The sequence below is a fragment of the Paenibacillus validus NBRC 15382 genome (assembly GCF_004000985.1).
Classification (GTDB): domain Bacteria; phylum Bacillota; class Bacilli; order Paenibacillales; family NBRC-103111; genus Paenibacillus_G; species Paenibacillus_G validus.
The window spans coordinates 1-26,120 of the sequence record NZ_BIMH01000023.1 but is presented as its reverse complement, the minus strand read 5'-3'; the positions used below and the strand labels follow the sequence as shown (position 1 = coordinate 26,120).

Genomic DNA, 26,120 nt, shown 5'->3' with positions numbered 1-26,120 from the left:
TTCGCTTCTCCTTTATATTGAAAATACGCGTTCGATAAACCAGAAGACGCCGAATAAGCCGATCAAACCCGAGGCGCCTGGAAGCCAGCGGTCGTAGGCTTTCTTCAGGCTTCGATGAAACACCCACAGCAAGGGAAGCACAATCGCTACCACCGCAAGCTGACCGAGCTCTACCCCAAGGTTAAAGGAGAACAAGGGCAGTGCAATGTGACCGGCCAGCGTTCCCTGCAAAATCTCGGCAAACCCGAAGCCGTGAACGAGTCCAAACAGCGCCGTCAGCGTCGTCCGGTTCATCGGGATCTTCCGGGTCCAATTTAGATTCTCCATCGCTACATATACAATGCTAAGGGCGATGAGCGGTTCAACAAGAATCGGCGACAATGAGGCCAACTCCAATGCGGCCAAAACCAAGGTCACACTGTGACCCACGGTAAAAGCCGTAATTAGGCGGACGACCTCCTTCCGGTTTCGCGTGGCAACAATAAGACCGGCGACGAACAAAAGATGATCGGCCCCGCCCCATATGTGCTCCATCCCCATCCGCACGTACTCCATGAGCGTCAGGTACCAAGGGTTGGAAGCGGAGCCTTGCGAGGCCGGCTGCACGCCTTTGAAGCTTGTCTTCTCCTCTGCCGCCCCCGCTTGCCCGCTCTCCTGCGTCTGCGAAGAGCCTTGAATTTGCAGGATGGCGTTGTTCTGGTTCAACACCTGAGTGACGGTTTGTCCACCCAGAAGAATCGTTGCGAAGCTTCGATGGTCCGAGTTCGTTCCGTTGTAAAAGAACCCGTACTGCACCTGAAAGCGTTCAACCTTGCCGGGAAACGCGTACACCAAATCGAGTTCGACCATTGGCATTTTGGCCCGCAGCGTTTTCTTTACCTGTTTGATCGCGGCTTGTCCGACCTTGCCGTCCCCTGTCACAATCAGTCCGTCGTTCACAAATGCCTTCAAGCTTTCCGACGCATCGCTTAATTCTTGTTCGGAAAGCTTTCCGTCCCCGTCCTGATCAAGCTTGAGCGCTTCCATCAGATCATGCTCGCCAAAGGAAAGCAAATATTGAAGCTCCTGTTCCTTGACGGTGATATCCGAATACCCGGTAGAGGTGAAATGTGCTTCCGCGCCGGGCGGAAGAAATAGCCCCAAACCCATCGCCAACAGCAGAACAACAGCCGCCAGCCCTCTACGGTAAATGGGACCGTACCTATTCGCGAGCATCATTTAACATGATCAACCTCCCTTCTTTGTGTCCAACTCTTTAGCAGCAGGCGGTTCATTAATTAAATTGTAGTCATTTATGTTCGCTCGATGTTAACGCAGCGTTAAGAAATTATGAAGAACCGACAAAAATCGATTCCTCACGACAAAAAGCCCTTCAAATGAAGAGCAACTGGGCATGACTCATGCAGTTGAACGGGGCAAGGGGATCAACTCCCTATACCATCCCATTATTACGACCGCACGCCAACACGCTAGATGTTACCCGCAGGTTTCTCTAAGGGGGTACACCCTTCTCCCAATTTAAAGCACCAAAGGAAATAGGCCAATCAGAAGTTTCTGACTGACCTAATAATTCGCAAGGGCCCTTTCGGGTTCCTTGACGGTGAGCGGTTGTAAAATTAATATCCATTGCGCCGTGACTTGCGAATTAGTCGAACGACGGTAAAAATAACAACGATCCATAAAGCGAGGCTTAGCAGTGAAAGCAAAGGAAACCCGAGCGAAAAACCGGCAAATGGATTGAACAGTGATCCTAGAATCGTCCCCAAAGCTAATCCACCGAATAGTCCGCCAAAAAATCCACCAAAACCGGTTCGCGGAGATGGCGTCGTTCTCGGAGGCGCTGGATTACGTACCGCATTATCCGGTCTAGCAGGAGTTGTACGGCCGGGGCTCCCGATCCCGGGATTATAGCTTCCCCGAGGCGAACGATATCCGCCCCGTTTAAAAGGCTCAACAGTACCCGACGGTTTGACTTCCTCTTGCATTTCATACGACAAACTGTAAACTTCCGCCGGCGAATTTCCAAAAACCAATGTGCCCAATAGGACCAGTACCAAGATCTTTCTCATTTTGTTTGTTCACACCTCCACCAGTAGATTGCCCCAATCGGCGGATGGAAATATTACGAATATTCAGGGAATAAGTGGACATATTAGAATTACTTTCAACAAGGGTCGCAAACATTGGAGCACTGAAGTACCACGTTACTTCAATAAAACAAGCAAACTGCCGCGGCATCTGCTTGTAAATGAAACTTACTCTTTTGTTCACACATGATTATATATAGAATGTCATGTTTTTCTTTTCATCCTTATAATATTGGATTCGCTTTTGCAAATTTCCAGTGTGAAATTCAAATTTATGTCCATCAGGGTCCGTAAAATAAATTGATTTTCCTTCTCTTGCTTCATCACGATTACGCCCATCCAGGATACTTACACCTTGATTCTTAAGTTGCTGTTCAATATGTTCAAAATCATGTTCATCTACTGTAAAAGCTATGTGGGTATACGATGAATGAATATCATTTCTTGGAATATCCATTTGTACATTTAAAGCAAGCCAAATACCATGTAAATCAAAATAAGCCATCTTTTCTGCTTTAACCATAAGTTTCGCTTTAAGCGCTTGCTCATAAAATAAGATTGATTTCTCAAGGTTAGATACGGAGATAGTGATATGGTTTAATCCTTTGATTTCCATTTTGTTAAACCCCTCCCCTTCATATAATCATGCTTTTATACATGACATCATACGATGCATCTATTCAAAAAGCCTGCTGGCCTTTTTAAAATGCAAAAAAGACAGCTTTGGACTGCCTTTTTTGGTCATTCATTACGATACTGTGTGAGTTCGTGCAGTGATCCATAGCAGAAAGAACCATCCCTAACGCTTCTATTATCATGTGCCGCAAAAGGTTCGGTAAGGACGGTTTGATTGCGCAGGCAGTGTCGAGTAATCAGCCTGTTCGGGGGAATGCGCGTAAGGGCTTGAAAGAACATCAAGAAGCCGCTCCATCACGCTGTAGTCTCCTTGTTTCACTGCGGCTTCTAGTGCGGCTTCTACCCGGTGGTTCCGAGGGATTAGCGCAGGATTGCTGTTCCGCATCAACTGATGCGAGGAGGCTTTCGTTTCCTGCTGCCTGCCTAATCTCGCCTGCCACAGCTCGTGCCACTGAGCAAATTCCGGGGTCGTAAACAGAACCGTATCCTCCGCCGTATCAAAAGTTAATGAGCGGAAGGTATTGGTATAGTCCGCACGATACTTTTGCATCATACTGAGCAGGTCTTCAATAAGGGATTCATCCTCTATCTCTTCGTTAAATATCCCCAGTTTTGCTCTCATTCCCGCGAGCCAATTCAAGTGATACCACTCCGTAAAATTTGAAATCGCATCCTGGGCCAGTTCGACAGCCTGCTCCTGATTTTCATGCAGCAGCGGCAATAGCGCTTCAGCAAATCGCGCGAGATTCCACGCGGCAATATGCGGCTGATTGCCATAGGCATAGCGGCCTTGAGTGTCAATGGAACTGAATACCGTTGCCGGGTCATAGGCATCCATGAAGGCGCAAGGACCATAATCAATGGCTTCTCCACTAATGGCCATGTTGTCGGTGTTCATCACCCCGTGAATAAAGCCAACCAGCTGCCATTTGGCAATCAGCACGGCCTGACGCTTAATCACTTCCTGAAGTAGGAAAAGATAGCGATTCTGGGCAGCGTCAACGTCTGGAAAATGTCGTTGCAATGTATAATCAGCCAGGACCCGGAGATCCTCGGCAGTGCCCCATTTTGAAACGTATTGAAAGGTGCCGACGCGCAGATGACTGGCAGCCACGCGAGTCAAAATTGCGCCAGACAGGTCGGTTTCACGGATTACCGACTCACCCGTTGTCACCACCGCTAGGCTGCGGGTAGTCGCAATACCAAGCGCATGCATGGCTTCGCTGATGATGTATTCGCGCAGCATCGGTCCAAGTGCCGCTCGACCATCACCCCTACGGGAGTATGGCGTTCTACCTGAACCCTTAAGCTGAATGTCAACCCGCTCACCGAAGGGAGTGATCTGCTCGCCAAGCAGCAGAGCCCGGCCGTCCCCTAACATGGTAAAATGCCCGAATTGATGCCCCGCGTAAGCTTGAGCAAGAGGCAAAGCACCTTCGGGAATCCGGTTGCCGGCAAGCACCGCTACGCCATCTTCGCTTTGCAGCGCCTGGACGTTCAACCCCAGGGATGTTGCCAACGGATTATTGAGAATGATCAACTTCGGTGAGCGTACTGGGGTTGGGTTGGTGACGGTAAAAAATGATTCCGGCAGACGGGCATAACTGTTGTCGAAGTTCCATCCTGTCTCTATTATTTCTTTTCCCTTTGTCATCGTATCTCCTGTTCTTCTTCAGTCTTTTTGTATCCTAGTTTTTTACATGGACAAAAATCATTGGCATTCTATTGCATTTTTTAGTTTTTTGTTTCCAGATTAACACAAGACAGGCCCTGTTAGTGTATACTTCTTCCAATTTATTATACCCTTTCTACACAAAGATGGCGCCTTATAAATATTATTTAGTAGTGAAATCATTCCCCCTCTATTCCTACGCGCAATACCAATTACGCGAAATTATACAGGCTCAAACCCTGTATACCGCTTAATACAAGGGCTATTGGCTTTCAATCAACACACTCCACATGAGACGTACGGAAACAACATACAATCTAGCCGCATCTATTGATAGGGTAAACTAATTCATAACAAAGAGGCCCTCACAGTCAAACCTAAAAATGGTCGAATCCTACATCTTGCCTAGAATGCGACGACGGCATCCAGCACGTTGTCAACCCGGGTGCTCACGTTTCAATCCACGCATCCGTATAGGATGCGACGGACAACGTTCGATAATTTCAACTCAACGCAATTCCTGTTTCAATCCACGCATCCGTATTTTTGTCAGCAATAAAATCTTTAACTGCAAATTTGATAAGCATAAAAAAGCACACCTCCTAATTGTTTAGTGAACAATCAGTTAGTGTGCTTTTTTTATGAAATCCGGTTTTAATGTGACCACTTAACACTTTTATCAAAAAATCCTCTATAAGCGGGTGATGGGAATCGAACCCACGCCACCAGCTTGGGAAGCTGATATTGCGGGTCTGATGGCTTCCGATTAAGTCGGAAAAAGCCTGATTTTACTGGGGTTATACAAACCACTCTCTGATGTATTGGGGTACAATCTGGGGACAAATGTTTAATTTCGTCCCCAATTCGTCCCCATCATATCCGTAGGTTGGAGTGTTAAACGTATACCATATGGTGGATTCGTCACTGAGTTTTTTTGAATCCGTTAATCGTTAGATGAAGCCTCGATTTTACTGGATTCTTAAGAATTACTCTCGGTCATAATAGTGTTTTCTAATTATAAAGTTGTTTAAAATGGTCACGGAAAATACAGTAAACCACTGCCTATGTTGCGTATCTGGTCAGAAATAAAGTTGTTTAAAAACATTGAACTTTAGGACGCCCACTCCTTTCTTTATTTTCTGCATTGCCTAATGATTAAGAGTTCCAGCCCGGTAATGGCTGGGGTACTTTTGTTATTTATCGCTCGGATCTTTTACTTTCAAGTGACCGGTTTTTCTCATTTCCATATCTGGGGTATTTTCGGCTTTGATTAATTTAAACTTGGGGCTGATCTCTTTTTTGTCCCAGGGAGTCCAGACTTTGGTACCATACTTGATCCGTTCTTACAATAAGATATCACCTAATTCAAGATATAGCGCCTCCATAAAGTACCTGACTTGTTACCAGGTTCTTGAAGCTCGACTGAAAATCCTAGCTTCGGAGCGATATCCCAAATTTTAACGTAGGCACGTCCTGCATAAACAATAAGATTATCTTTATCGTTCAGATTATAAGTTAATGTAGCATTGTTATATCCAACGGTTACATTAATACCATCCACAGTAATCTTTCCATGTATACTGTCTATAAAGTCTCTCAATGGAATATAAGTTGTGTAATCTTCTGTTATGAATGTTCCTTGTCCACTGTATTTCACACTTTCTCCTCGGATAGATACTTCAATAGGATCGGCCATTGTAATTAGGTTTTCGGGATTAAAATTATAATATGTATTTTGGACATCTGAATGTGAATAGGTAATCAGACTATCATTCTTCAAGGTGACTATTCCTGTAGGCAAATGCAAAAAGGGTAGTTCCGCTTCGCCATCAAAATAATACTGTTTCTTTAAAATAATTGAATTTCCAAACCAGCTATATCTTGGAAAAACACCCCGATATAATGCATAATTTTTGATTGACTTCACAACTCGTTGAGAATTTGTATCATAAATCAATAGTGTTTCATCATTATTGTCTATCGCATTTCTAATTAATAGGTTCTTTTTATCGGGCGAGAAATAACCGAGACATGACCGATCTTCACACAATGTCTCGTATGAACCATTTTCGAAAGTGACAAGCATATTTTTGAATTTCCCATATTTATCCGATACATTTTCGTACAAACTATTGCCTAAGTGTATGCCAACATGTTGAAGTTTAATCGCATCCTCCATTGTCCCATCTTTTCGAATAATATAATATTTATTTGTTTGATCGGGATCATTTGCAATATAATCACCGATTTCCGCAGAAGGATTGTAGGTTTCTGGAAAACCACCTGAATTATCGAACAACCGTAGCCCTGCTTTGATTGGAAGCGCAAATAAATGCCTGTGATCAACCAACGAATAATAATTATTGCTGTCGCTCCCCCTAACACCATAAACCTTGATACCAGGGAGTACGTTTACTAAGTACAAGTCATTACTTTCTAGTTGATTTTTGATACTTAACTTTTTTGTAGCCATATCAAATTCAAATAGAGTCGTTACCGCCGGCCTTGTATAACTTTTATCAGAAACTTTTTCATTTTTAAAAAATACCCTCGATAAAACAAAATATGCCTTTAGTCCGTCTTCAGTATTAATAAAAGACCCCTGAAACCCGTCAGAAAAACCACTTGATCCATTAAACAGATGACGACCGTTATAGGATAACACTTCGGTTTCTGATGCCCAATAGTCTTCATATGATATTTTCTGCTTAGTGAAGCCTTTAGGAATTTCTAATGCGTATTCTGGAAATGGATATTTTTCAAAAAAAACGCGCCCTGTTTGAAAATCAACTTTTTTAACGCTGACAGTTGGGATTAATTTCGATTTTTTTTCATCCTCGACAGTAAAAATATTTGCTTGAACTCTAAACTGACTAGGCTCTTCTTTGCTGTATTCATTCGATTGTTTGTTTTCGGCTGAAACATTTTGAGTAGGGAGAAGAGAAATCACAAGTAATAATAGCCATATCGAAAAACTTTTTTTCAAGGTGGATTCTCCTTATTTGAAGTGACATAGTTCTAGCCTGCTAAACATTTTGTAAAATATCTTTATTATAAGAACCTTTTTTAAACTTTAAGTATGCGGAATTGTGTCACAAGTTTGTTAAAAACTACTATCGATAATAACCACTAGATACACTTTTAAAATAAAAAAATCATTTATTGCTGCCACGGATTCCAACTGACCTCTCTAATTTCCGGATCTCTTTCTTTTAACGATCCATTCCCCTGAATTCCCGCATAATCAAATTTTAGAAAGGAAAGGTATTATGGCGTCAATCGAAAAAAGGGGACCTAATTCATACCGACTCATTGTTGAAGCCGGTTATGATGCAAACGGTAAAAGAATCAAAAAGATGAAAACAGTTCGTACAAATACGAAAAAAGAGGCTATGTCAGAGCTTGCAAAATTCCAGATAGAGGTCGAGGTAGGAGAGTATATCTCTCCAGAGAAAATAACATTATCAACTTTTGTTGACGAGTGGAAAGAAAAACATGCAGCAAGGAACCTAGCCCCCTCCACAATGAAAGTGTATATGGAACATATTAGACAACACACCCTCCCTAAATTTGGCCATTTGCAGATCAATCAGATAAGAACCATACAAGTTGTAACTTTTATTGATGATCTTAGTAAATCTGTTTCGAATTCTAAACCACTGTCCGATTCAACCGTGCTTTACATATGCAAAGTATTAAAACATTTGCTTAATAAAGCTGTAGAATGGAGATTGCTTCAGAAAAATCCAATCGATGGGGTAAAGCAGCCAAAAGTTCAAAGAAAGAAAATGAATTATTATGACGAGAAGGAAGCACGGGATTTAATAGCGGCGCTTTCTAATCGTCAAAAGACATCAGTTAAAGAACATCCGTTTACACGATCTCAGACACAGCGCCGCGACACTCCTAATTGAGGAAAATGCATCGCTCAAAGCGATTCAGGAGCGGCTTGGTCATTCCAAGTTTGAGGTAACAGCTGATTTTTATGCTCACGTCACTAAGAAGGTCTCTCGGGATACGGCGGATAAGTTAGAAAAGTTCAACCCAAAAAATTTCGTCCCCAATTCGTCCCCAACCGAGAAATCAGTCGAGTTTTAACATTCAAGTGGAATGAAAAAAACCTTGATCTCTCAAGGTTTTCTAGTAAGCGGGTGATGGGAATCGAACCCACGCCACCAGCTTGGGAAGCTGGAGTTCTGCCATTGAACTACACCCGCGGGTGAAACAGCTAGTTCACATTATACGCGCTGTGGGGCCATTTGTCTAGATGGAACTGCTGAAGCAGAGGGAACTCTGCGAAAACGCTAACATTTGAACTCCCGTCCGGAAACCGATATGATTTACATATATCATTTTCCAATCCATTCCAAGGAGGAATCGATTTATGAAGTACCGGGTACTAGGCAAAACAAACCTGAAGGTGTCCGTCATCGGCGTCGGCACTTGGCAGCTCGGCGGTGAATGGGGTAAGCCCTACACGCAAAGCGAGGCGGACGCCATTCTCGATGAAGCGCGCGAATGCGGCATCAACCTGATCGATACGGCCGAATGCTACGGCGATCATACATCGGAGAAGCTGATCGGCCAGTACATCGCTCGCAGCCGGCGCGAGGATTGGGTGATCGCGACGAAGTTCGGCCATCACTTCCATGAGAATTTCACCCGTTCGCAGGTATGGTCGGCGGACGAAGTGCTGGCGCAGCTCGATGCGTCGTTGAAGGCGCTGCAGACCGATTACATCGACATCTACCAGTTCCATTCCGGAACGAACGAGGTGTTCGACAACGAAGCGCTCTGGACGATGCTGAACAAGCAGGTGCAGGCCGGGAAAATCCGCCACCTCGGGACGTCGATCGCCAGCAACGATAATTTACATCAGGTCGAAGCGTCTTCCCGGGTAGGCTCGGAAGTGATTCAAGTCGTGTACAACCGGCTCGACCGCAAGCCAGAGGAGCGCGTCTTCCCTTCATGCGAATCGCAGCAGCTGGGCGTACTGGCGCGCGTGCCGCTAGCCAGCGGTTACTTGAGCGGCAAGTACAAGCCCGGCGCCGTATTCGCCGCCAATGACGTGCGCTCTCGTCATGAGGCGGAGCAAACGCGCCTCAAGCTCGAGGAAGTCGAACAAATCCGCCGTAACGAAGTACCGGCCGGCCTGGACATGTCGACGTGGGCGCTCGCTTGGTGCTTGAAGCATCCGGCCGTCACCGCCGTCATCCCAGGCTGCAAAAGCCCTGAGCAAGTGAGAGCTAATGCCGCTGCGGCCGACTATGTCGGCGAAGGGCATCCGCAAAATTGGAAGGAATAGCTCCTTCCGACACATACTCCCGTTCGGCCACCGTTTGTGGAGACGGGAGTTTTTGTTTCACACGGAAGGAATACGTGCCTTTCATGAACCGGAGACGACAAGTTGGACGTCCTCAGGCAGACTCACTTTTTTAGGTAAGTACATCCACGCCAAAAAACCGCTTCACATCTTAATAAATGTGAGCGGTCTTATTTCTTTGCTTCCTGGGACTGTGGTTAATAAACAAGAGGCTTGAGCTCAGCAAAAGCAATGCCGCATCCTCTCTCCTTCATACAGCAGCTCCACCACTGCTCGATACCCGCTGCAGTAAATTCGTAAACTCCATTGCCGGAATCGGCCTTGAGTAGATAAAACCCTGGATCTCGCGGCACTTGACATCCAGAAGGAACGAAAGCTGCTCCTCCGTCTCCACGCCTTCGGCAATGACGTTCAGCTTCAAGCTGTGAGCCATCGCCATAATCGCTTGCACGATGGCGGCATCGTCGGGGTCGTCCGTAATGTCGCGGACAAACTGCTGCGCGATCTTCAGCTTGTTGATCGGGAATTTCTTTAAGTAGCTCAGCGACGAATAGCCCGTGCCGAAGTCGTCCATGGATATATGTACGCCTAATTCCCGCAGCGTTTGCAGCTTTTCGATAACCCGATCGACGTGATACATCGCGATGCTTTCAGTAACTTCAAGCTCCAAATAATGCGGTTCCAACCCGCTGTCTTGGAGCGCCCTTAGCACGATATCGACGAAGTTCTGCTGATGGAATTGGAGCGGCGAGATATTGACCGCCATCTTCAATGGAGTAAAGCCGGCAAGCTGCCAGGCTTTGTTTTGCTTGCAGGCCGTGCGCAATACCCACTCCCCGATGGGAAGGATTAGGCCGGTTTCTTCCGCAAGCGGAATGAACTCACTGGGAGAAATGAAGCCCAGACGCGGATGATTCCAGCGTAGCAGCGCTTCCATTCCGTTAATTCGGCTGCTGAAAATATCGACCTGCGGCTGGTAGTACAGCACAAACTCTTCCTTTTCCAGCGCCTGGTTAAGCCACTCCTCCATCACCAGCTTCTGGATGACGGTGTCGTTCATTTCCTCTTGATAGAACTGATAGCCGTTCTTGCCGCCGTCCTTCGCGCGATACAGCGCGGCATCGGCATTCTTCATCAGCGTGATCGCATCTTCGCCGTCCTGCGGGTACATGGCGATCCCGATGCTGCAGCCGACGCGAAGCACATGTCCTTCCATCGAGAACGGTTGGTTCAGCAGGCCGATGATTTTTTGCGCGACCTTCTCCGCATCGCCGGCTAGCACAGTATCTTCAACAAGCACGGTGAACTCATCGCCGCCTTGCCGGGAAACGACATCTCCCGCTCGCAGGCCGACTTTCAAGCGTTCCGCAGCTTCAATCAGCAGCAAATCGCCGAAAGCATGACCGAACGTCTCATTCACATGCTTGAAGCGGTCCAAATCGATCAGCATGACCGACAGTTGCCGGTTGGACGTTCGGGCAGCCTCGATGGCTAGCGACAGCGACTGTAGAAACATTTGACGGTTAGGCAGCCCGGTCAGTTGATCGTGATAGGCCAAATAGGTAAGCTGACGGACCGTTTTTTCACGTTGGCGAATTTCGCCGGCGACCGCGTATAACAAAGGTCCTGTCACAAGCAAGAGAAACACCATATCGAACAGATCCGCGGACCACTTTCTCTCTCTCATGACAAACAAACGTAACATCATTTCTAAGAGGTCCAAAGCCATCATACAACCGACGATGACCAGCACCATATTCAAAAGACGGCTGGAACGAATACGCTTCATGGTTTTGTAAAGAACCGGAGCGGCGACAAGCGAAATTGCAGCTAACCGGATGTAATCCAATGAATCGTTCGTCCAGCCGATAACTTCCTTCAAGGAAAGCAGAACGATTTCAGTTCCGACTAGAATGAACCACAATCGCAGAAAGATGAAATGTTCGTGCCACTTCGTCTCCCGCCTCGGATTCGTATCCGAAGTATTGTGCATTTGTACCATGACAAGCCTCTGCTTCCTCTTCTTAAAGGTATATAACCTATTGTAATGTTCCTAGTTCGAAAGGACAAGATTTTTTTGGTCTATAAGTCCTATCTAAAGGCTAGAAAACCGAGGGCAGAAGGCAGAATTATGTCGAAATCCGTTTGGTTCAATAGATCCGGATTTCATTGTGATATACCGTTTCATCATCGTTGGAATCCATGACACGCACTTCCAGCTGCCATGTCCCCGCATACGGGAGATACGCCCCCCGTGCCTTATAGGTGTATCGTTTCATCCCGAAAGATTCTTCGACACTATTATCCTCCGCCGGTTCCAGCGGCACCTGAAACGGGGCAACGTCCGGCATTTCCTTGGCATGCAGCTTCATCAGCACCTGCTTCGGCTCCCCCAGCTTCTCCGGCAGCCATACCTTCACCGTAAAATCGTTCACGCCCGGCGCATTCGGGCTAATTTGCGCCGTCATATGCTGCTTCTCGCCCATCACATGCCAGCGCAGCGGCTCATTGGGCGGCAGCGGAGTCATATACGTGAAGATGCCGACGATGACAACAATGCAAGCCATAAGACCAGCGTCAATTCGCACGAGAACCCCCAGCGTGCGCTCGCGTTTGCGCTTGAATAGGCGGCGAATAACGGCCGCTGTCAAGACAACAAGCAGGACGAGGGCGGTTTTGGCGAGCAGCCATAACCCCCAGCTCGTCTCCAGGACGTAGCTGATGTCCGGCAAGAAAATGAATACGGACATCGCGCCCGATACGGCGAGCAGCAAAACGCTCCAGAGCGCCGCGGAAGAAAACATCGGCAGAAATACCCGAAACGCTTCTTTCTTCGCACTAGCGAAGTAAAGAAGCATGACCAAACCGCCGACCCATACGGAAGCGGCTCCCAAGTGAAGCCAATCGAGGAGCAGCGTCTGTCCTCGAGGCTCGAACGCGGCGGCATGGCCGAGCAAGCTTTTGGCAAACCAAACGAGCGCCACCCACGCATAATCGAGCCATGCCCGGTGGTACAGGCATACGAAGGAAAGCAGGGCCAGCAGCAGGCCGCCGAGCCAAGCGTAGCCAATCGTCGTTTGCGTAAACAGCCGAACGAGACTGTCCGTTCCGCCGTCCCCGATCAAATCGCCCAAATGCGCGCCCATAAATAAGATGTAAACGATCGTGTACGTTTGCTGCAAGCCGACTGCGATTCTTTTTAAGGAAAGACGAAGGTCATCCGGACGGTCGACCCCGAACCAACGCATCCACATCAGCCAGCCGGTCAGCGCCAGCATCGTCATATAAAAGGCAATACGGGCCGCGTACTGCAGCACGTCTTTCGTGCCGAAAGCGTCCAGCAGACCGTCATGGCGGTGCATGTGTTCCATCGAAGCATCGGGCTGCGTGCCGGACGGCGTATCCAGGGTTTGTCCGACGGCGAACAAATAGCTGCCCTCAACCGGGTGCCCGTCTGCGGAGATCACGTGGTACGTCGTTAAATAGGTCCCCTTCTCCAGCGGCGGCAGCTGCAGCGTCAATACGGTGTGCGCTTCGTTCAAAACGGCGGGCTGTTCCGTCACCCTCCGCTTGTTAGAATCATAGACGCGTAAATAATAGAGTCCTTCCTCCAGCCGTTCATTAAAGGTTAGTGCGACGGCAGCCGGGGACTCCCGCAGCTCGCTGTTCGCATCCGGTACCGCCTGGACGAGACCTGCATGCGCGCTGACCGGCTGCGCCGGCATAAAGCTGAGCAATAAGATCGCTACAAGGCCTATATAGTAAAATAATCGCTTCAACATCATTCCTCCTCTGCCCGGGCAACGCACGCCCGATAACCTGGCGCTTGTGTTCCCAACCTTAAATGTAGCATAAACGTGTAAGCTAAACCAAATCCGCGTTAACTTCCAAAGCAGTTCTATGAATAGACAAATTCCAGCGAAATAAGAGATTGACAGAACGACGTGCAATCATGTAAATTCATCTTATCGCCCAAACGGAACAACTATATATTGTGGGGCGAATAACCAAATACCACGATATATTGTGTGGAATTTAACAAAATCGAAATTTTCTCCGGAAATCTTCACACACGGAATTCCGCGAAATTCGACGTAATTCAACAAGAGATCGACAACATCGAGATGATGCACTGGCATGCTGCCGCCGAGCAAATCGGCTGCGGCGTGCTTTTTATTCGCCTTGCCGTTTGACCCGCCCTACCATTTTACGTTTAGAGGAGCTGGATTTATGATTATCGTAAAACGCGACGGCACGAAAGAAGAACTCGTGTTCGCCAAGATGAAAAAGGTCATTGATTTCGCTTGTGAAACTTACCCGGAGTGCGATCCGCTCGAGCTTGAGACGGCGCTCCTTCCTTTATTCCGAAACGGCATTACAACGAAAGAAATTCAACGACTGCTCATTCAAGTGGCTGTTGAGAAAACTAGCGTGGAACAGCCGAACTGGCAGTACGTGGCCGCCAAGCTGCTCGCCTACGACCTGTATAAAGAAGCTCGCTTGAACCGCAAATACGGTCACTTCGGTTACGGCGACCTGTATTCCTTGGTTACATACTTGACCGATTTGGGCCTGTACGGTACTTATATCCTCGAGCACTACACGCGCGACGAAATCAACGAGCTCGGCGCTTACATCAAGCCGGAGCGAGATTACCTGCTCAACTATATCGGACTCAAAACGTTGTCCGACCGCTACCTGATCCGCGGCTTGGACAAGGAAGTGCTTGAGCTGCCGCAAGAGCTGTTCATGGGAGTGGCGATGCATCTGGCCATGAAGGAATCGGACAAGCTGCGCTGGGCGAAGCAGTTCTACGACGTGCTCAGCAGCCTTGAGATGACCGTGGCGACGCCGACGCTTGCGAACGCGCGCAAGCCGCTGCATCAATTGTCCAGCTGCTTCATCGACACCGTGCCGGACAACCTATGGGGCATTTACAATGTCGACCAAAGCTTCGCGCAAGTGTCGAAGCATGGCGGCGGCATGGGGATATACGTCGGGAAGGTGCGCAGCCGCGGCTCCAACATCCGCGGATACAAGGGTGTCGCCGGCGGCGTCGTGCCGTGGATTAAAAACTACAACAACACCGCCGTCGCCGTCGACCAACTCGGCGTCCGCTCCGGAGCCGTTGCGGTATACCTCGACGTATGGCATAAAGACATTCTCGACTTCTTGAACCTGAAGACGAACAACGGCGACGATCGGATGAAGGCGCACGATATTTTCCCGGGCGTTTGTATCCCCGACTTGTTCATGAAGACGGTACAGGAGCGCGGCTCCTGGTATTTGTTCGATCCGCACGAAGTGCGCAAAAACAAAGGCTACTCGCTCGAGGATTCGTACGGCGAGCAGTGGGAAGAACGCTACCTCGAGTGCGTGAACGACGAGAAGATATCCAGGGATGAAATCCCGGCGATCGATATTATGAAGCGTATTTTGACGAGCTCGTTCGAAACCGGAACGCCGTTCATCTTTTTCCGCGACACCGTGAACCGAGCCAACCCGAACAAGCATAAAGGCATGATCTACTGCTCCAACCTGTGCACGGAAATTTGCCAAAACATGAGCCCGACCGAGATCATCCAGACGACGCATGAAGACGGCATTATCACTTCGCAAGTGAAATCCGGCGATTTCGTGGTGTGCAACCTGTCCTCCACCAACTTGGGACGTGTGTACACGAAGGAAGATATCGAGCGCGTCGTTACGACGCAAATGCGCATGATGGACAACGTCATCGACTTGAACTACTACCCGATTCCGCAAGCGGAAATTACGAATAAGAAATACCGTGCCGTCGGCCTCGGCTCCAGCGGCTACCACCAAATGCTGGCGCAGCTGAAAATCAACTGGGAGTCCGACGAGCATGTGGCGAAAGCCGACGAAGTGTACGAGTGGATGAACTACTACGCCATTAAAGCATCGATGGAAATTGCGAAGGAGAAGGGCACCTACCCGGCCTTCGAAGGCAGCGAATGGCAATCCGGCGCTTACTTCGAGTCCAGAGGCTACAACAGCCCGGAATGGCTGGCGTTAAAAGAGGAAGTTGCGAAATACGGCGTCCGCAACGGCTGGATGTTCGCGATCGCCCCTACGGCGTCGACTTCGCTCATCGCCGGATCGACGGCAGGCATTGATCCGATCTTCAACAAATTTTTCGTGGAAGAGAAGAAAAATGCGGTCATTCCGCAAACGGCGCCGAATTTGTCGCAGGAAACGATGTGGTACTATAAGGAAGCCCATCGAATCGACCAGTTGTGGAGCATCAAGGCTGCAGGCGCACGTCAGCGGCATATCGATCAATCGCAATCGTTCAACCTGTACATCACGCCCGAGCTGTCGGCGCGCGAATTCCTCGAGCTGTACATGGCGGCTTGGGAGAACGGCCTGAAAACCGTCTATTACGTCCGCAACAAAAGCTTGGAAGTCGAAGATTGCGTCAGCTGCAGCGCATAAGCAAGCCGGAATCATGCATACGAACCATCAGGATATGAAATGCTAGACAGGGGCTTTGCCCCTGTTTGCATGGTTAAGCATAGATAGGCTTAGTAAGCGACAGAGCGTCATACAATGGGAGGGTTTGATAGCCATGGATTTGCAGAAGAAAAAGCTCTTTAACGAGAACGGCGACCGGGACTGGGGCAAACGCCGCATGATTGGCGGCAATACGACGAACCTGATCGAGCTGAATAACGTTAAATACGACTGGGCGACGAAGATGTACCGGACGATGATGAACAACTTCTGGATTCCGGAGGAAATTCCGCTCGCCCAGGATGCGAAGGATTATAAATTTCTATCTCCCGCGGAACGGCAAAGCTATGATAAAATTATCAGCTTCCTGATCTTCCTCGATTCGCTGCAAACGGCCAATTTGCCTAACATCAACGAATACATTACCGCGCCCGAGGTGAACCTGTGCCTGACCGTGCAGACGTTCCAGGAAGCGGTACACAGCCAAAGCTACTCCTACATCCTGGACAGCGTCTGCTCCGCAGAAGTGCGTGACGACATTTACAACCAGTGGCGCGAGGATAAACATTTGGCACGCCGCAACCGGTTCATTACCGACCTGTATGAGCGGTTTATCGAGAATCCGACTACGGACAACCTGATGCGCACGATCATGGCCAACTACATTCTCGAAGGCTTGTACTTTTACAGCGGGTTCAGCTTCTTCTACGCCCTTGGACGCCAAGGCAAGATGCTTGGCACCGTCTCCGAGATCAAGTACATCCAGCGGGACGAACTGACGCACCTGGCGCTGTTCCAGAATATTTTCCGGGAAATACGCAAAGAAAATCCGGAGATATTTACCGACGAGCTGGTCGAGGACCTGCGCAACATGATGCGGACCGCCGTTCAACACGAAATCGAATGGGGCCAATACATCACCGACAACAAAATCAACGGCCTGAGCAACGAAATTTTGGATCAGTATATCAAGTACCTTTCCAACGAACGTCTGCGCAAGCTGGGACTGGACATTTTATATCCGGAGGTCGTCGAACATCCGATGAAATGGGTCGAAAGCTTCAGCAACATGAACAGCATGAAGACCGACTTCTTCGAGCAAAAGGTAACAAACTACAGCAAATCGTCGAATCTGAACTGGGACGATCTATAAGCGGAAATTGGGTATCAGGATTGTCCGCTGATAAGGATAAGTACCTGCGTTCGGCTACTGTTGAGAAGTTGCCGTGTTCTGGGCCGTTCTAATGTCAAAAATAGAAGCCTTCCTTGTCGAACATGGAAGGCTTCTTATTTTGTTAACGAACCTTACTTCTACCCCAATCGGCCAAATCAAGCGCCACTGTACCTCGATTCCCCGATTCGAGCGGACGCTTGATCCAGACGGCCTTGACGCAGTGCCCTGCTTGCGTCAGCGACGACTACCGCTTTTCGTTTCGGAACGCCTCATCCTTCAATCCGCTGCAGACAGCCTCCAATTCATGCGCCAGCCGGTTCAATCCCTCCGTCGCGGTCGTGATGGACTCCATTGCTTTCAACTGATGCTGCGACGAGAGGAGCACCTTCTGGACGCCCGAAGCATGATCTTCGGAAAGCCGCGCCACTTCGTTCAGCGAGGCCGACACTTCCTCCGTTCCCGCCGACATTTGCTCAGCCGTTGCAGAGATTTCTTGAATTTGATCGCATACTTTGCGCGATTCTTCGACGATCAGCTTAAAGACTTCCCCGGCCTCGTTCACAGCGCTATGGCTCGTCTCCACCTCCACCGAACCCAAGCTCATCACGCGCACGGCCGAAGTCGTCGCTTCTTGAATCTCCTCGATCAACGTCTTGATCTGCCTGGCCGACAATTCGGATTGTTCGGCCAGCTTGCGAACCTCGTGTGCGACGACGGCAAAGCCGCTGCCGTGCTCACCGGCGCGCGCCGCTTCAATAGCCGCGTTCAACGCCAGCAAATTCGTCTGCGACGCGATCCCCGAAATGAGCGTTGCAATTTCGCCGATTTGCATCGATTGCCGCTCCAATCGCTCCAGTTCGGCGGACACCTCCTGCGAAGTGTGCCTCAGCGAATCTAACTGCCGCACCGCATGCTCGATCGTGCTGCTTCCCTTCTCCGCCTCGCGTACCATGCCGAGCGACGCTTCGGTCACCGTACCGGACGATTCCGCCACCCGCTGCACGCCAATCGCCATTTCCTCCATCGCGCGAGCGCTGTCCTTACTGTTGTGCGCCTGCTCTTCGGTGGCCGCTGCCATCCGCTCCATCGCGTCTGTGATGCTGCGGTTTTCCGCCAATGTACGGTCCGCGTTGCCGTTCAAATGCTCCACATATTGAACCAGCTGACCCGAGCTGGCGTTCAGCCGCTCAAGTGTCCGAAGCAGCAGCTGAAGCTTCTGTGCCTTGTCGGCCTCCAGCAGGTCAACAGTCACTTTCTTCTTGGAAATTTGCCAGATGGTCGTGCCCGCCGTCAGCAGCAGGAAGACCAGGTCGACGGCCAGCAGGATCCACCCATACCCTTCCGAGCCGAAGACGAGCGCCGGATAAAATACGTAAGCCGATACATACTGCAGGGCGAATACCGCCGTCATCATCCAGATGAGCGCGGTGCTTTCATAGAACGCCATCAAAGCGATGACCATAAAGACCGAGAAGAAAAACTCCACCATGCCTCCGGCTACGAAAATCATCGACACGCTCGAGAACGTCATCGCGAGTGCGTTGGCTACCGGCACGTAGCGCTGACGTCCCATCGCAAATAAAACCGCGCCGGCCGCCAGGAACAGAACGGGGGCGACCAGCAATCCGTTCAGGACGAGCGCATAATGGGCGAGATCGACGCCGTGGTGCGTGTGAAGCACCTCTACCCAACGGAATAAAACATGGGTAAGCAGCGCTAACAAATACGTGCCCAAGGTAACTGGCAAAGTCATTCGATTTTTAATCGTGAGCATATCGAGCGGTTTGGACATATTCGACACATCCTTTTTCGTTCTTTCGGTCCTATGAAACCAAGCCCTTTATCCTGTATATCGGCATTTTATCATGCGGCATAAGTGAAGAAAATGCAAAGACCGTGAACGTTCTGAGAACAAACGCACACGGTCTTTCGATCATTTAGGATAAGTTCAGCATTTCTTTAACCCGCAGCTCCAGCTCCACCATCGAGAACGGCTTGTGCATGTAGGCGTCGGCACCCAGCTTCAGCCCCAGGCTAATATCTTCTTCCCGGCTCCTTCCCGACAGCACGAGCACCTTCATCTCTTCAGGACGGTTCCCCTGCTCTTTCATCCGGGCAAGCATTTCGAAACCGTTCAACTGTGGCATGACGCCGTCCAAAATACACAGATCCACCGGCCTTCGCAGCAGCGATTGATACGCTTCCTCCCCGTTCGCCGCTTCGCAAAAATCGACGGGTAAATGTTTGAGCTTCGCGATCAGGATCGAACGCAGGATGTTATCGTCGTCGGCGATCATCACCGTCTTACGGGAACCGGGGCTCGCGACTTGCGCGCCTGCCGCTTCGCCCGGCGGAGTACCCGCGTACAGGATGGTACGGTTACGGCCTCCTTGCTTGGCTTCATACATCGCCCCGTCTGCAAGCCCGATCCAATCCTTGACGGACATACCGGCGCTCCATTCGGCAATACCGGCCGAGAATGTGATGTGGAACGCTTGTCCTTCGTTCTGGGCAACCGGTCCGTGGTGCGCCTGCCGGAGAATGTCGTCAATCGCTTTCTTCGCATCCGGTCCGGTCGTATTCGGCAGCACAAGGATGAACTCCTCGCCTCCGAAACGAGCCAGCATATCCGTAGCCCGCAAGTTATTTTGCAGCAGATGCGCCAATCCTTGCAGCACCTGGTCGCCGACACGATGACCGTACGTATCGTTAATCGATTTGAACCCGTCGATATCGATAAACACGAGCGAGATCGGGGCCGGATAACGGGCAATGCGCTCCAGCTCGACTTGAATTTGATGATCGAAAAACCGCCGGTTATACACGCCTGTCAGCGGATCGCGAAAAGCCATCTGCTCGAACGTCTTGGTCCGGCTCAGCAGGCTGTAGATCCGGGCACCCAGCTCTTCGTATTGAAAAGGCTTCGTGACATAATCGTCGGCACCCAGATAAAAGCAGCGCACCTTGTCGTTGACATCGTTCCGGCCGGATAAGACGATAAGCGGCAGCCACTTCAATGTCGGGTCGTTCTTCAGAAATTCGAACAGCTCATACCCGCTGTCCGGATGCATCATCAGATCGAGCGTAATCAAATGGTACGAATTCTCCCGAAGCAGCTTCATCGCAGTAGCAACGTCCGCCGCTTCATCCACCTTGTAACCGTCCATCCGCAAGCGGCGAACCAAGTACGAACGGAGCACCTCGTCGTCGTCAAGGACCAGAAGACGTTCTCCGTTCGGCTGCAGAAAGGAGCTGTTCACCTGCTCCTGCTGCTCGTCCAGCTCCAGTTCCCGCTTGTAAACTTCGAGCTCGAGTTCCAGCTCGCGAAGAAGCGGTTGCGACTGCTCCGCGCAGCGACCGAACGGCAGAGCTGTCATCGGGCCGGAAGCCTCCGCCTTCTCGCGCTGCGTCCACTCCCACAGCTCGACCAGACGCTGCGCAACGCTGCCGATGCGGACAAATTCGAACATCGGCGCGCTTCCTTTAAGCGTATGGACAATGCGGTAAATGTGCTTTGCCGTCTCAAGCGGCGATTCCGGCTCGGTCAAGCCGCAGCCTTCTCGCAGCTGAATCAATTGCTTGCCCAGCTCGGCAATATATTTTTTCTTTCCTTCTTTTAAAAGTCGTTGTTCTCTGCCGATTCTGTCATTACCCGATGCCACCGCACGAATTCACTTCCGTTCTTTAACGAGGTATGTATGCAAGGAAAGGATTTATTCGTTCGCACCCGCCCGAATCAGTTCTTCCACGGTATCCAGCAGCTGCAGCGGACTGAACGGCTTTACGATATATCGGGTCGCGCCGGCCGCCTTGGCCCGCTCCCGGTCTTTCTCCAAAGCTTTGGCGGTCAGTAAAATAACGGGCGCGTGACGGTTCGGATTGTCATGGCTTCGCAGCCATTCGCAAACTTCGACTCCGGTTCGCTCTGGCATCATATAGTCCAAAATGACCAAATCGAATACGGCTTCCTGCAGCCGTTCGGCCGCTTCCTTACCGTCGGCCGCTTCCGTAATGACGTACCCTTCGTCGGCCAACGTTTCCGTTAACAAAAAGCGCAGCACCGCTTCGTCGTCCGCGAGTAAAATTTTATAGTTGGCCATAGCAACTCATCCGCTCCCAAAAATCGTCCATCTCGATTGCGTTCATTATAACATGAACCGGATTTTTATTGGAGGGAAAACGAAAGAAATAGCCGTCACATATATGCCAAAAGTATGATTCATATGCCCGAAGGACTATGATATTATGTTTATAAAGAAAATTTAATAAAAATTTTGGACGAAATAGGAAGTACATCCTATTTGAGGGGATGAGCATAATGAGTTCCATCGAGTATTTAATTCGGAAAGTATCCCGGTATGTAACCTTCGGGCAGCCTGTTTCTTCGGGTTCCGTAATCAGCCAGCGACTGTCGGATCCGCGTATCCCGATGTTGGCTTATTACTTGGGCCTTCAAGAGCAAAACAAGGAGAACCAGTATTACCATGAGGTTTGGTTGAAGAAGGAAGGCACGTTCGCCTTAACCGAAGCGTGGTACAAGGGCAGCATGGTCACCCGCAAGCTCTACAAGGACAACCTGTCTTTCGAACAGTTGACCGGCATAATCGGCGAGGAAGACGCCAATGCCATCATCATGCGTTTCAACGAAATCATGAAGAAATCGGAAAAAGACGATTGGAGACCCTATTCCTTACGGGTTTAAATACCGCAAGAACGTTGGAATCATGGGTTATGGGTCGCTAAGTGCCGGCTGTGGCCGAGATGACGCCGCCATGAGCCGCTTTCAATAAGCGGACACCCCCGTGAATGCGTCCATACATACACCCAGCCTTCACGTTCTTCGCAATTGCCGTCACGAATCCAGATCCGCTCGTAATCATTGGTCCCGCCAGGACCCTCATATTCCTCCAATGCATCCATATGACGGAGTCCTTCCGGCATCACGACGAGCCACTCGCCTTCCACCATGCGGGAGCCGTCCGACCCGGAAAGCACCATGGCCGGATAAGCGCCGGCATCGTACAGCTTGCCCCGCACGACCCCCGGCCGTACGGACTCTACATAAGGTGCAACGACATGATGGTTCGCTTCCCCGACCAACAACGTTCCATAGACAAACACCGGGATCAAGACGCCCACTCCTTTCAGACCTTGCGCCATCGCTTCTTTACTATATCATATTCATTCAACCGATTTCCCATGAGAAGGGGACGATCCTGGGCAGGGAACCTGCCGAAGGGCTGCCGAATATATTGAGCATAAACTCGGCACCCGCCGGGAAGGGAGGGAATCTCATGATCAGTCCTGAGGACGCGAACAAAATCATCCGATTTTTGTCCGCCGCCTACTACTGTACCGAGTCGGAGGAAGCGCGCCGCGAATTTAACCGTCTGGCCAACGAGCTTCGCAAAGCGTCCGGACAGCCAATACAATAACGGATGGAACCGGTATCCGACAGCGCGTCCCGATTGGTACGAAAACGCCCTTCGACGCGAAGCGGCGTTTTTTTCATTCATCAATACGCGATACGCGCAGCGGAACCGGTAAACGTTCATCTCTTGCAATTGACGCATCAATCCTGAGAAAAAAACAATTGCATATAGGTTAACTAGGAATTATAATGTGAATGACCGACAAGATCGCTTGAGGTGGAGATAATCATGGAACTTAATATTGTTTTGATGGGAGCGCTTGTTGGCCTTCTCGTCGGCTTGACCGGCGTGGGCGGAGCCGCTTTGCTGACTCCTTTGCTCGTATTTTTGGGTATTCAACCGACCGTTGCGGTGGCTACGGATTTGTTCTACAACTCGATCACGAAGCTGTTCGGCAGCATTCAACACGTCCGGCAAAAGACAGTGAACATGACGCTGGTCAAACATCTGGCCATGGGCAGTGTCCCCAGCGCCATAGTGGCCGTGCTGCTGCTGAAATATTTCCCGCCGCTGCAAGGCTATCAGGACGCGATCATCAAGCATGCATTAGGTATCGTACTGATTATCGTCGCTATTCTCAGCATCGTGAAGGTCTGGTTCACACCAAACCAATCAAACAAGCTTCAGGAGAAGTCGCTGCAGGAGAAAAAAGCGGTGACCATCCTGATTGGCATACTGTTAGGCTTTATCGTCGGCTTGACTTCCATCGGCTCGGGCTCGCTGTTCGCCCTTGCGATGATGTTCTTCTACCGCTTGAAGGCGGCGGAGCTCGTCGGCACCGATATCGTACACGCGTTCCTGCTCGTTTCGGCAGCCGGCATCATGCATGCGGGCTTCGGGAACATCGATTATATGCTTGCGTTCAACCTGCTCATCGGCTCCGTCCCCGGCGTACTGCTTGGCAGCAGCTTGTCGGCGAAGGTGCCGGCCAAACCGCTGCGGACTGTCATGGCCACCATCATCCTGATCAGCGGAATTAAATTGATCTAATGCGTAATTCATAAATTGCCTACCGGGCCGGAGCTTCTAGGGAGCCTGCACCGATACGCCTTCCTCCAGCAATTGCTGACGAAGCGTACGTGCCAGTTCCAAAGCATCCGGCCCGTCGCCATGTATGCAGAATGTGTCTGCGCGCAGGGCGACCGCTTCGCCCAAGGGCGTCAGCACCTCTCCCCGCTTGAGAATATCGAGCACCTGCCGCACCGCCTGACGGGGATCGTGAATGACCGCATCCGGCTCGCTCCGCGGGGTAAGGGTCCCGTCGGCGCGATAGGTGCGATCGGCGAACGCTTCCGCTGCGGTCCGCAGGCCTTTGGACTCGGCGGCCCGAATCAGTTCGCTGCCGGCGAGACCGAATAGCGTCAGCTCCGGATCCAGGCGGAGGACGGCCTCCGCTATCGCATCCGCTAACGGCCTCTGCACCGCCGCCATATTATATAAAGCGCCATGAGGCTTGACATGCCGCATCCGGCCGCCTTCGGCGCGCGCGATCGCTTGCAGGGCACCGCCCTGGTACAAGATTAGCTCATACGCCTCCTGCGGGGTGACCGCCATATTGCGGCGCCCGAAGCCTTGCAAATCCGGCAGGCCCGGATGCGCCCCGATCGATACGCCCGCTTGCAGGCACAACCGGACCGTTCGAACCATGTGGCCGGGGTCGCCGGCGTGGAAGCCGCAAGCGATATTAGCCGAAGTGACATACCGGACGAGCTCGTCGTCCTGTCCGAGCCGATACATACCGAAGCTCTCGCCCATATCCCCGTTAAGGTCGATCCGGATAGGTAACTGTTCCAAGTGAAGCCCTCCTTTGCAACCATCCGATCGCATGGTCCTTTTGTGTGCACCCCCGTATGCCGGTGAGTGTGGAAAGAAAAAAGCCAAAAGCATCCACTTCCGGCTTCGTTCGCGTATTCGTCTGTCCTCTGCGTCTATACGTCTATTCGTCTATGCAGCGGCCTTCCCATGCGGCCTGGCGCGCCGGGCCGGTTATGCGGCGTGTCTGCTTCCTGCTGCGCAGCCCGGTTCCTGCCGACCCCGATCCCCGCGCCCCCGGCTATTGTCTTGCTGCAAGTCCGCGCGTTTTGACGATGATTTTGCGAATGCTGTCTTCGCTTAAATGAAATTTGCCGATCAGCTCCGACACGGAATAACCGTTCTGATACAGCCGGTATATTTCGTGGTTCCGGCGCTGGATCGTCTGCCGCGTGCCGTTGTTCTCGCCCCAGCCTGCGCGGGTTTGCTCCTTCTTCGGAACGTAGATGATCTCGCCCTGGATGTAATCCTGCAGCTGCTTCAGCAAGTTAGGCGGTAAAATGTCCTTTCCGTTCTTGTACCCCACCGATGAATGCCTCCTTTCGCGCCGTTATGGCTGACTTACCGAAAGTTATAAGCATTTTCATCTTCACACCTCCTAGGAATGTGCCTTGGGAACACCGGATACGTAGGCCTGAGGGGCATTAAAAATAAAAAAAACACGATCTGCCGATGCGTGCCCGAATGCCTCTTATGTTCAGTTCCTGTAAAAGACGGGGTTCAGGTGACGGTGATGGAGAAAATGCTTATTCACTTGTTACAAATCCTCTTGCCATCATGGTCCACGTGTTCATTACCCGCATCACACGTCACTCCCTTCTTCAAAGTCAAATATGGTTTCAAGCTCACGGACTATTATACCCATTGTTTCCCATCATGTCCATGTCTTATTCGCATGAGCCGCTTCTATTCGAGGGACCCGAAGGTCCCCGGTCGGCTACAAGTTTTATTAACTCACAAACGTCCTGCCGCCGACAAGGTGATAAAATTGTTATAACGATTTTATCCGTTCGCCCGCATCCTTACGGCGGCGGCGATCCGGCGAAGTTCCAGCTCCTGCCGGATATAGAGGGCCTGCGCCTCGGCATGCGTGATCTCGACGAAGCGCACCGTAGCGCCGGGCCGCGTCTGCGCCAGCAGCGGCAAGTCCACGGCGGCGATATGCGCAATCCGCGGATAGCCGCCGGTCGTCTGCGCATCGGCCAGCAGCGCGATCGGCTGGCCGTGCGGCGGCACTTGGACGGTGCCGGGCACCGCGGCTTCCGAGCGCATCTCCAGCGACTCGCGCAGCGCGAGCCGCGGACCTTCCAGTCGGCAGCCCATGCGGTCCGACTGCGGGGTCAGCTTGTACGGCGCGGCGAAGAACGCTTCGAGGCTGACAGCCTCGAAGCGTTCGGCCTCGCGACCGCGCACCGCGCGGACCGCCGGATGCTCGGCGTAGCGCGGCCTTGCGCCCGGCGCAAGCGCCCACGGCGCAGCGGCGAACGGCGCTTCGCGCGCCGCCCCGGCC

The 26,120-nt window shown here is 50.8% G+C and carries 22 protein-coding genes and 1 tRNA gene; 9 read left to right on the top strand and 14 right to left on the bottom strand.

Annotated elements, in window-relative coordinates; translation table 11 throughout:
* Nucleotides 1-12 precede the first annotated feature (12 nt).
* The 4 genes from PVA01S_RS15725 to PVA01S_RS15705 form a co-directional block, all read right to left on the bottom strand.
* Nucleotides 13-1,218, bottom strand: a complete 1,206-nt coding sequence (locus PVA01S_RS15725; RefSeq protein ID WP_127608405.1) for a HupE/UreJ family protein — start codon at nt 1,216-1,218, stop codon at nt 13-15.
* Nucleotides 1,219-2,277: 1,059 nt separating this feature from the next.
* Entirely contained in the window at nt 2,278-2,703 is a 426-nt protein-coding gene (gene fosB, locus PVA01S_RS15715) for a metallothiol transferase FosB (RefSeq protein WP_127608403.1), read from the bottom strand.
* Nucleotides 2,704-2,901: 198 nt separating this feature from the next.
* Nucleotides 2,902-4,377: a protein adenylyltransferase SelO gene (locus PVA01S_RS15710; RefSeq protein ID WP_054797585.1), complete on the bottom strand. Its 1,476-nt coding sequence runs from the start codon at nt 4,375-4,377 to the stop codon at nt 2,902-2,904.
* A gap of 1,378 nt (nt 4,378-5,755) precedes the next feature.
* Complete coding sequence (locus tag PVA01S_RS15705) at nt 5,756-7,381, bottom strand: hypothetical protein (RefSeq protein ID WP_127608402.1); 1,626 nt, start codon at nt 7,379-7,381, stop codon at nt 5,756-5,758.
* A 283-nt stretch (nt 7,382-7,664) separates the two neighbouring features.
* Here PVA01S_RS15705 and PVA01S_RS15700 point away from each other — a divergent pair, with 283 nt between their 5' ends.
* Together PVA01S_RS15700 and PVA01S_RS27280 are read left to right on the top strand one after the other, a co-directional pair.
* Nucleotides 7,665-8,309 (top strand): tyrosine-type recombinase/integrase, encoded by a 645-nt coding sequence (locus tag PVA01S_RS15700; protein WP_244932971.1) that lies wholly within the window; start codon nt 7,665-7,667, stop codon nt 8,307-8,309.
* On the top strand, nt 8,236-8,493 hold the full coding sequence (locus PVA01S_RS27280; RefSeq protein ID WP_307720686.1) for a tyrosine-type recombinase/integrase: 258 nt from the start codon (nt 8,236-8,238) through the stop codon (nt 8,491-8,493). Before PVA01S_RS15700 ends, PVA01S_RS27280 begins: the two co-directional genes overlap by 74 nt.
* A gap of 48 nt (nt 8,494-8,541) precedes the next feature.
* On the opposite strand, the gene PVA01S_RS15695 is transcribed toward PVA01S_RS27280, so the two are convergent.
* A tRNA-Gly gene (locus tag PVA01S_RS15695) sits at nt 8,542-8,612 on the bottom strand.
* Nucleotides 8,613-8,779: 167 nt separating this feature from the next.
* Here PVA01S_RS15695 and PVA01S_RS15690 point away from each other — a divergent pair.
* The gene (locus PVA01S_RS15690; RefSeq protein ID WP_127608401.1) at nt 8,780-9,700 is read left to right on the top strand and encodes an aldo/keto reductase; all 921 of its coding nucleotides are present in this window, start codon (nt 8,780-8,782) and stop codon (nt 9,698-9,700) included.
* Nucleotides 9,701-9,968: 268 nt separating this feature from the next.
* On the opposite strand, the gene PVA01S_RS15685 is transcribed toward PVA01S_RS15690, so the two are convergent.
* Nucleotides 9,969-11,720: a putative bifunctional diguanylate cyclase/phosphodiesterase gene (locus tag PVA01S_RS15685; RefSeq protein WP_127608400.1), complete on the bottom strand. Its 1,752-nt coding sequence runs from the start codon at nt 11,718-11,720 to the stop codon at nt 9,969-9,971.
* 148 nt (nt 11,721-11,868) lie between these two features.
* Complete coding sequence (locus tag PVA01S_RS15680; protein WP_412761067.1) at nt 11,869-13,500, bottom strand: copper resistance CopC/CopD family protein; 1,632 nt, start codon at nt 13,498-13,500, stop codon at nt 11,869-11,871.
* 246 nt (nt 13,501-13,746) lie between these two features.
* Here PVA01S_RS15680 and PVA01S_RS26680 point away from each other — a divergent pair, with 246 nt between their 5' ends.
* From PVA01S_RS26680 to PVA01S_RS15670, 3 genes are all read left to right on the top strand, one after another.
* A complete protein-coding gene (locus PVA01S_RS26680; RefSeq protein WP_155614566.1) occupies nt 13,747-13,911 on the top strand; it encodes a hypothetical protein in 165 nt (54 codons plus the stop codon).
* Between the two features lie 37 nt (nt 13,912-13,948).
* Nucleotides 13,949-16,174 carry a ribonucleoside-diphosphate reductase subunit alpha gene (locus PVA01S_RS15675; RefSeq protein ID WP_127608398.1) on the top strand — a complete coding sequence of 742 codons (2,226 nt, stop codon included), beginning with the start codon at nt 13,949-13,951 and terminating at the stop codon, nt 16,172-16,174.
* A gap of 133 nt (nt 16,175-16,307) precedes the next feature.
* Nucleotides 16,308-17,345: a ribonucleotide-diphosphate reductase subunit beta gene (locus tag PVA01S_RS15670; protein ID WP_054797595.1), complete on the top strand. Its 1,038-nt coding sequence runs from the start codon at nt 16,308-16,310 to the stop codon at nt 17,343-17,345.
* A gap of 265 nt (nt 17,346-17,610) precedes the next feature.
* Here the strand turns inward: PVA01S_RS15670 and PVA01S_RS15665 are convergent, their stop codons facing one another.
* The 3 genes from PVA01S_RS15665 to PVA01S_RS15655 form a co-directional block, all read right to left on the bottom strand.
* Complete coding sequence (locus PVA01S_RS15665) at nt 17,611-19,158, bottom strand: methyl-accepting chemotaxis protein (RefSeq protein ID WP_127608397.1); 1,548 nt, start codon at nt 19,156-19,158, stop codon at nt 17,611-17,613.
* Nucleotides 19,159-19,303: 145 nt separating this feature from the next.
* Nucleotides 19,304-21,028, bottom strand: a complete 1,725-nt coding sequence (locus PVA01S_RS15660; RefSeq protein WP_127608396.1) for a diguanylate cyclase — start codon at nt 21,026-21,028, stop codon at nt 19,304-19,306.
* A gap of 51 nt (nt 21,029-21,079) precedes the next feature.
* Nucleotides 21,080-21,466 (bottom strand): response regulator, encoded by a 387-nt coding sequence (locus tag PVA01S_RS15655; protein WP_127608395.1) that lies wholly within the window; start codon nt 21,464-21,466, stop codon nt 21,080-21,082.
* 218 nt (nt 21,467-21,684) lie between these two features.
* Between PVA01S_RS15655 and PVA01S_RS15650 the strand changes: the two genes are divergently transcribed.
* Entirely contained in the window at nt 21,685-22,068 is a 384-nt protein-coding gene (locus PVA01S_RS15650) for a hypothetical protein (protein ID WP_127608394.1), read from the top strand.
* A gap of 20 nt (nt 22,069-22,088) precedes the next feature.
* On the opposite strand, the gene PVA01S_RS15645 is transcribed toward PVA01S_RS15650, so the two are convergent.
* Nucleotides 22,089-22,496 carry a gamma-glutamylcyclotransferase family protein gene (locus PVA01S_RS15645; protein ID WP_054797598.1) on the bottom strand — a complete coding sequence of 136 codons (408 nt, stop codon included), beginning with the start codon at nt 22,494-22,496 and terminating at the stop codon, nt 22,089-22,091.
* A gap of 164 nt (nt 22,497-22,660) precedes the next feature.
* Here PVA01S_RS15645 and PVA01S_RS15640 point away from each other — a divergent pair, with 164 nt between their 5' ends.
* Together PVA01S_RS15640 and PVA01S_RS15635 are read left to right on the top strand one after the other, a co-directional pair.
* A complete protein-coding gene (locus PVA01S_RS15640; RefSeq protein WP_127608393.1) occupies nt 22,661-22,801 on the top strand; it encodes an N-acetylmuramoyl-L-alanine amidase in 141 nt (46 codons plus the stop codon).
* Between the two features lie 225 nt (nt 22,802-23,026).
* Entirely contained in the window at nt 23,027-23,788 is a 762-nt protein-coding gene (locus PVA01S_RS15635; protein ID WP_127608392.1) for a sulfite exporter TauE/SafE family protein, read from the top strand.
* A gap of 36 nt (nt 23,789-23,824) precedes the next feature.
* Here PVA01S_RS15635 and PVA01S_RS15630 read toward each other — a convergent pair whose 3' ends face one another.
* From PVA01S_RS15630 to PVA01S_RS15620, 3 genes are all read right to left on the bottom strand, one after another.
* Entirely contained in the window at nt 23,825-24,625 is an 801-nt protein-coding gene (locus PVA01S_RS15630; protein WP_127608391.1) for a LamB/YcsF family protein, read from the bottom strand.
* A 226-nt stretch (nt 24,626-24,851) separates the two neighbouring features.
* Nucleotides 24,852-25,136: a CD3324 family protein gene (locus PVA01S_RS15625; protein WP_054798707.1), complete on the bottom strand. Its 285-nt coding sequence runs from the start codon at nt 25,134-25,136 to the stop codon at nt 24,852-24,854.
* Nucleotides 25,137-25,612: 476 nt separating this feature from the next.
* The coding region (locus tag PVA01S_RS15620; protein ID WP_482194159.1) for a 5-oxoprolinase subunit C family protein at nt 25,613-26,120 on the bottom strand (508 nt) is incomplete at its 5' end.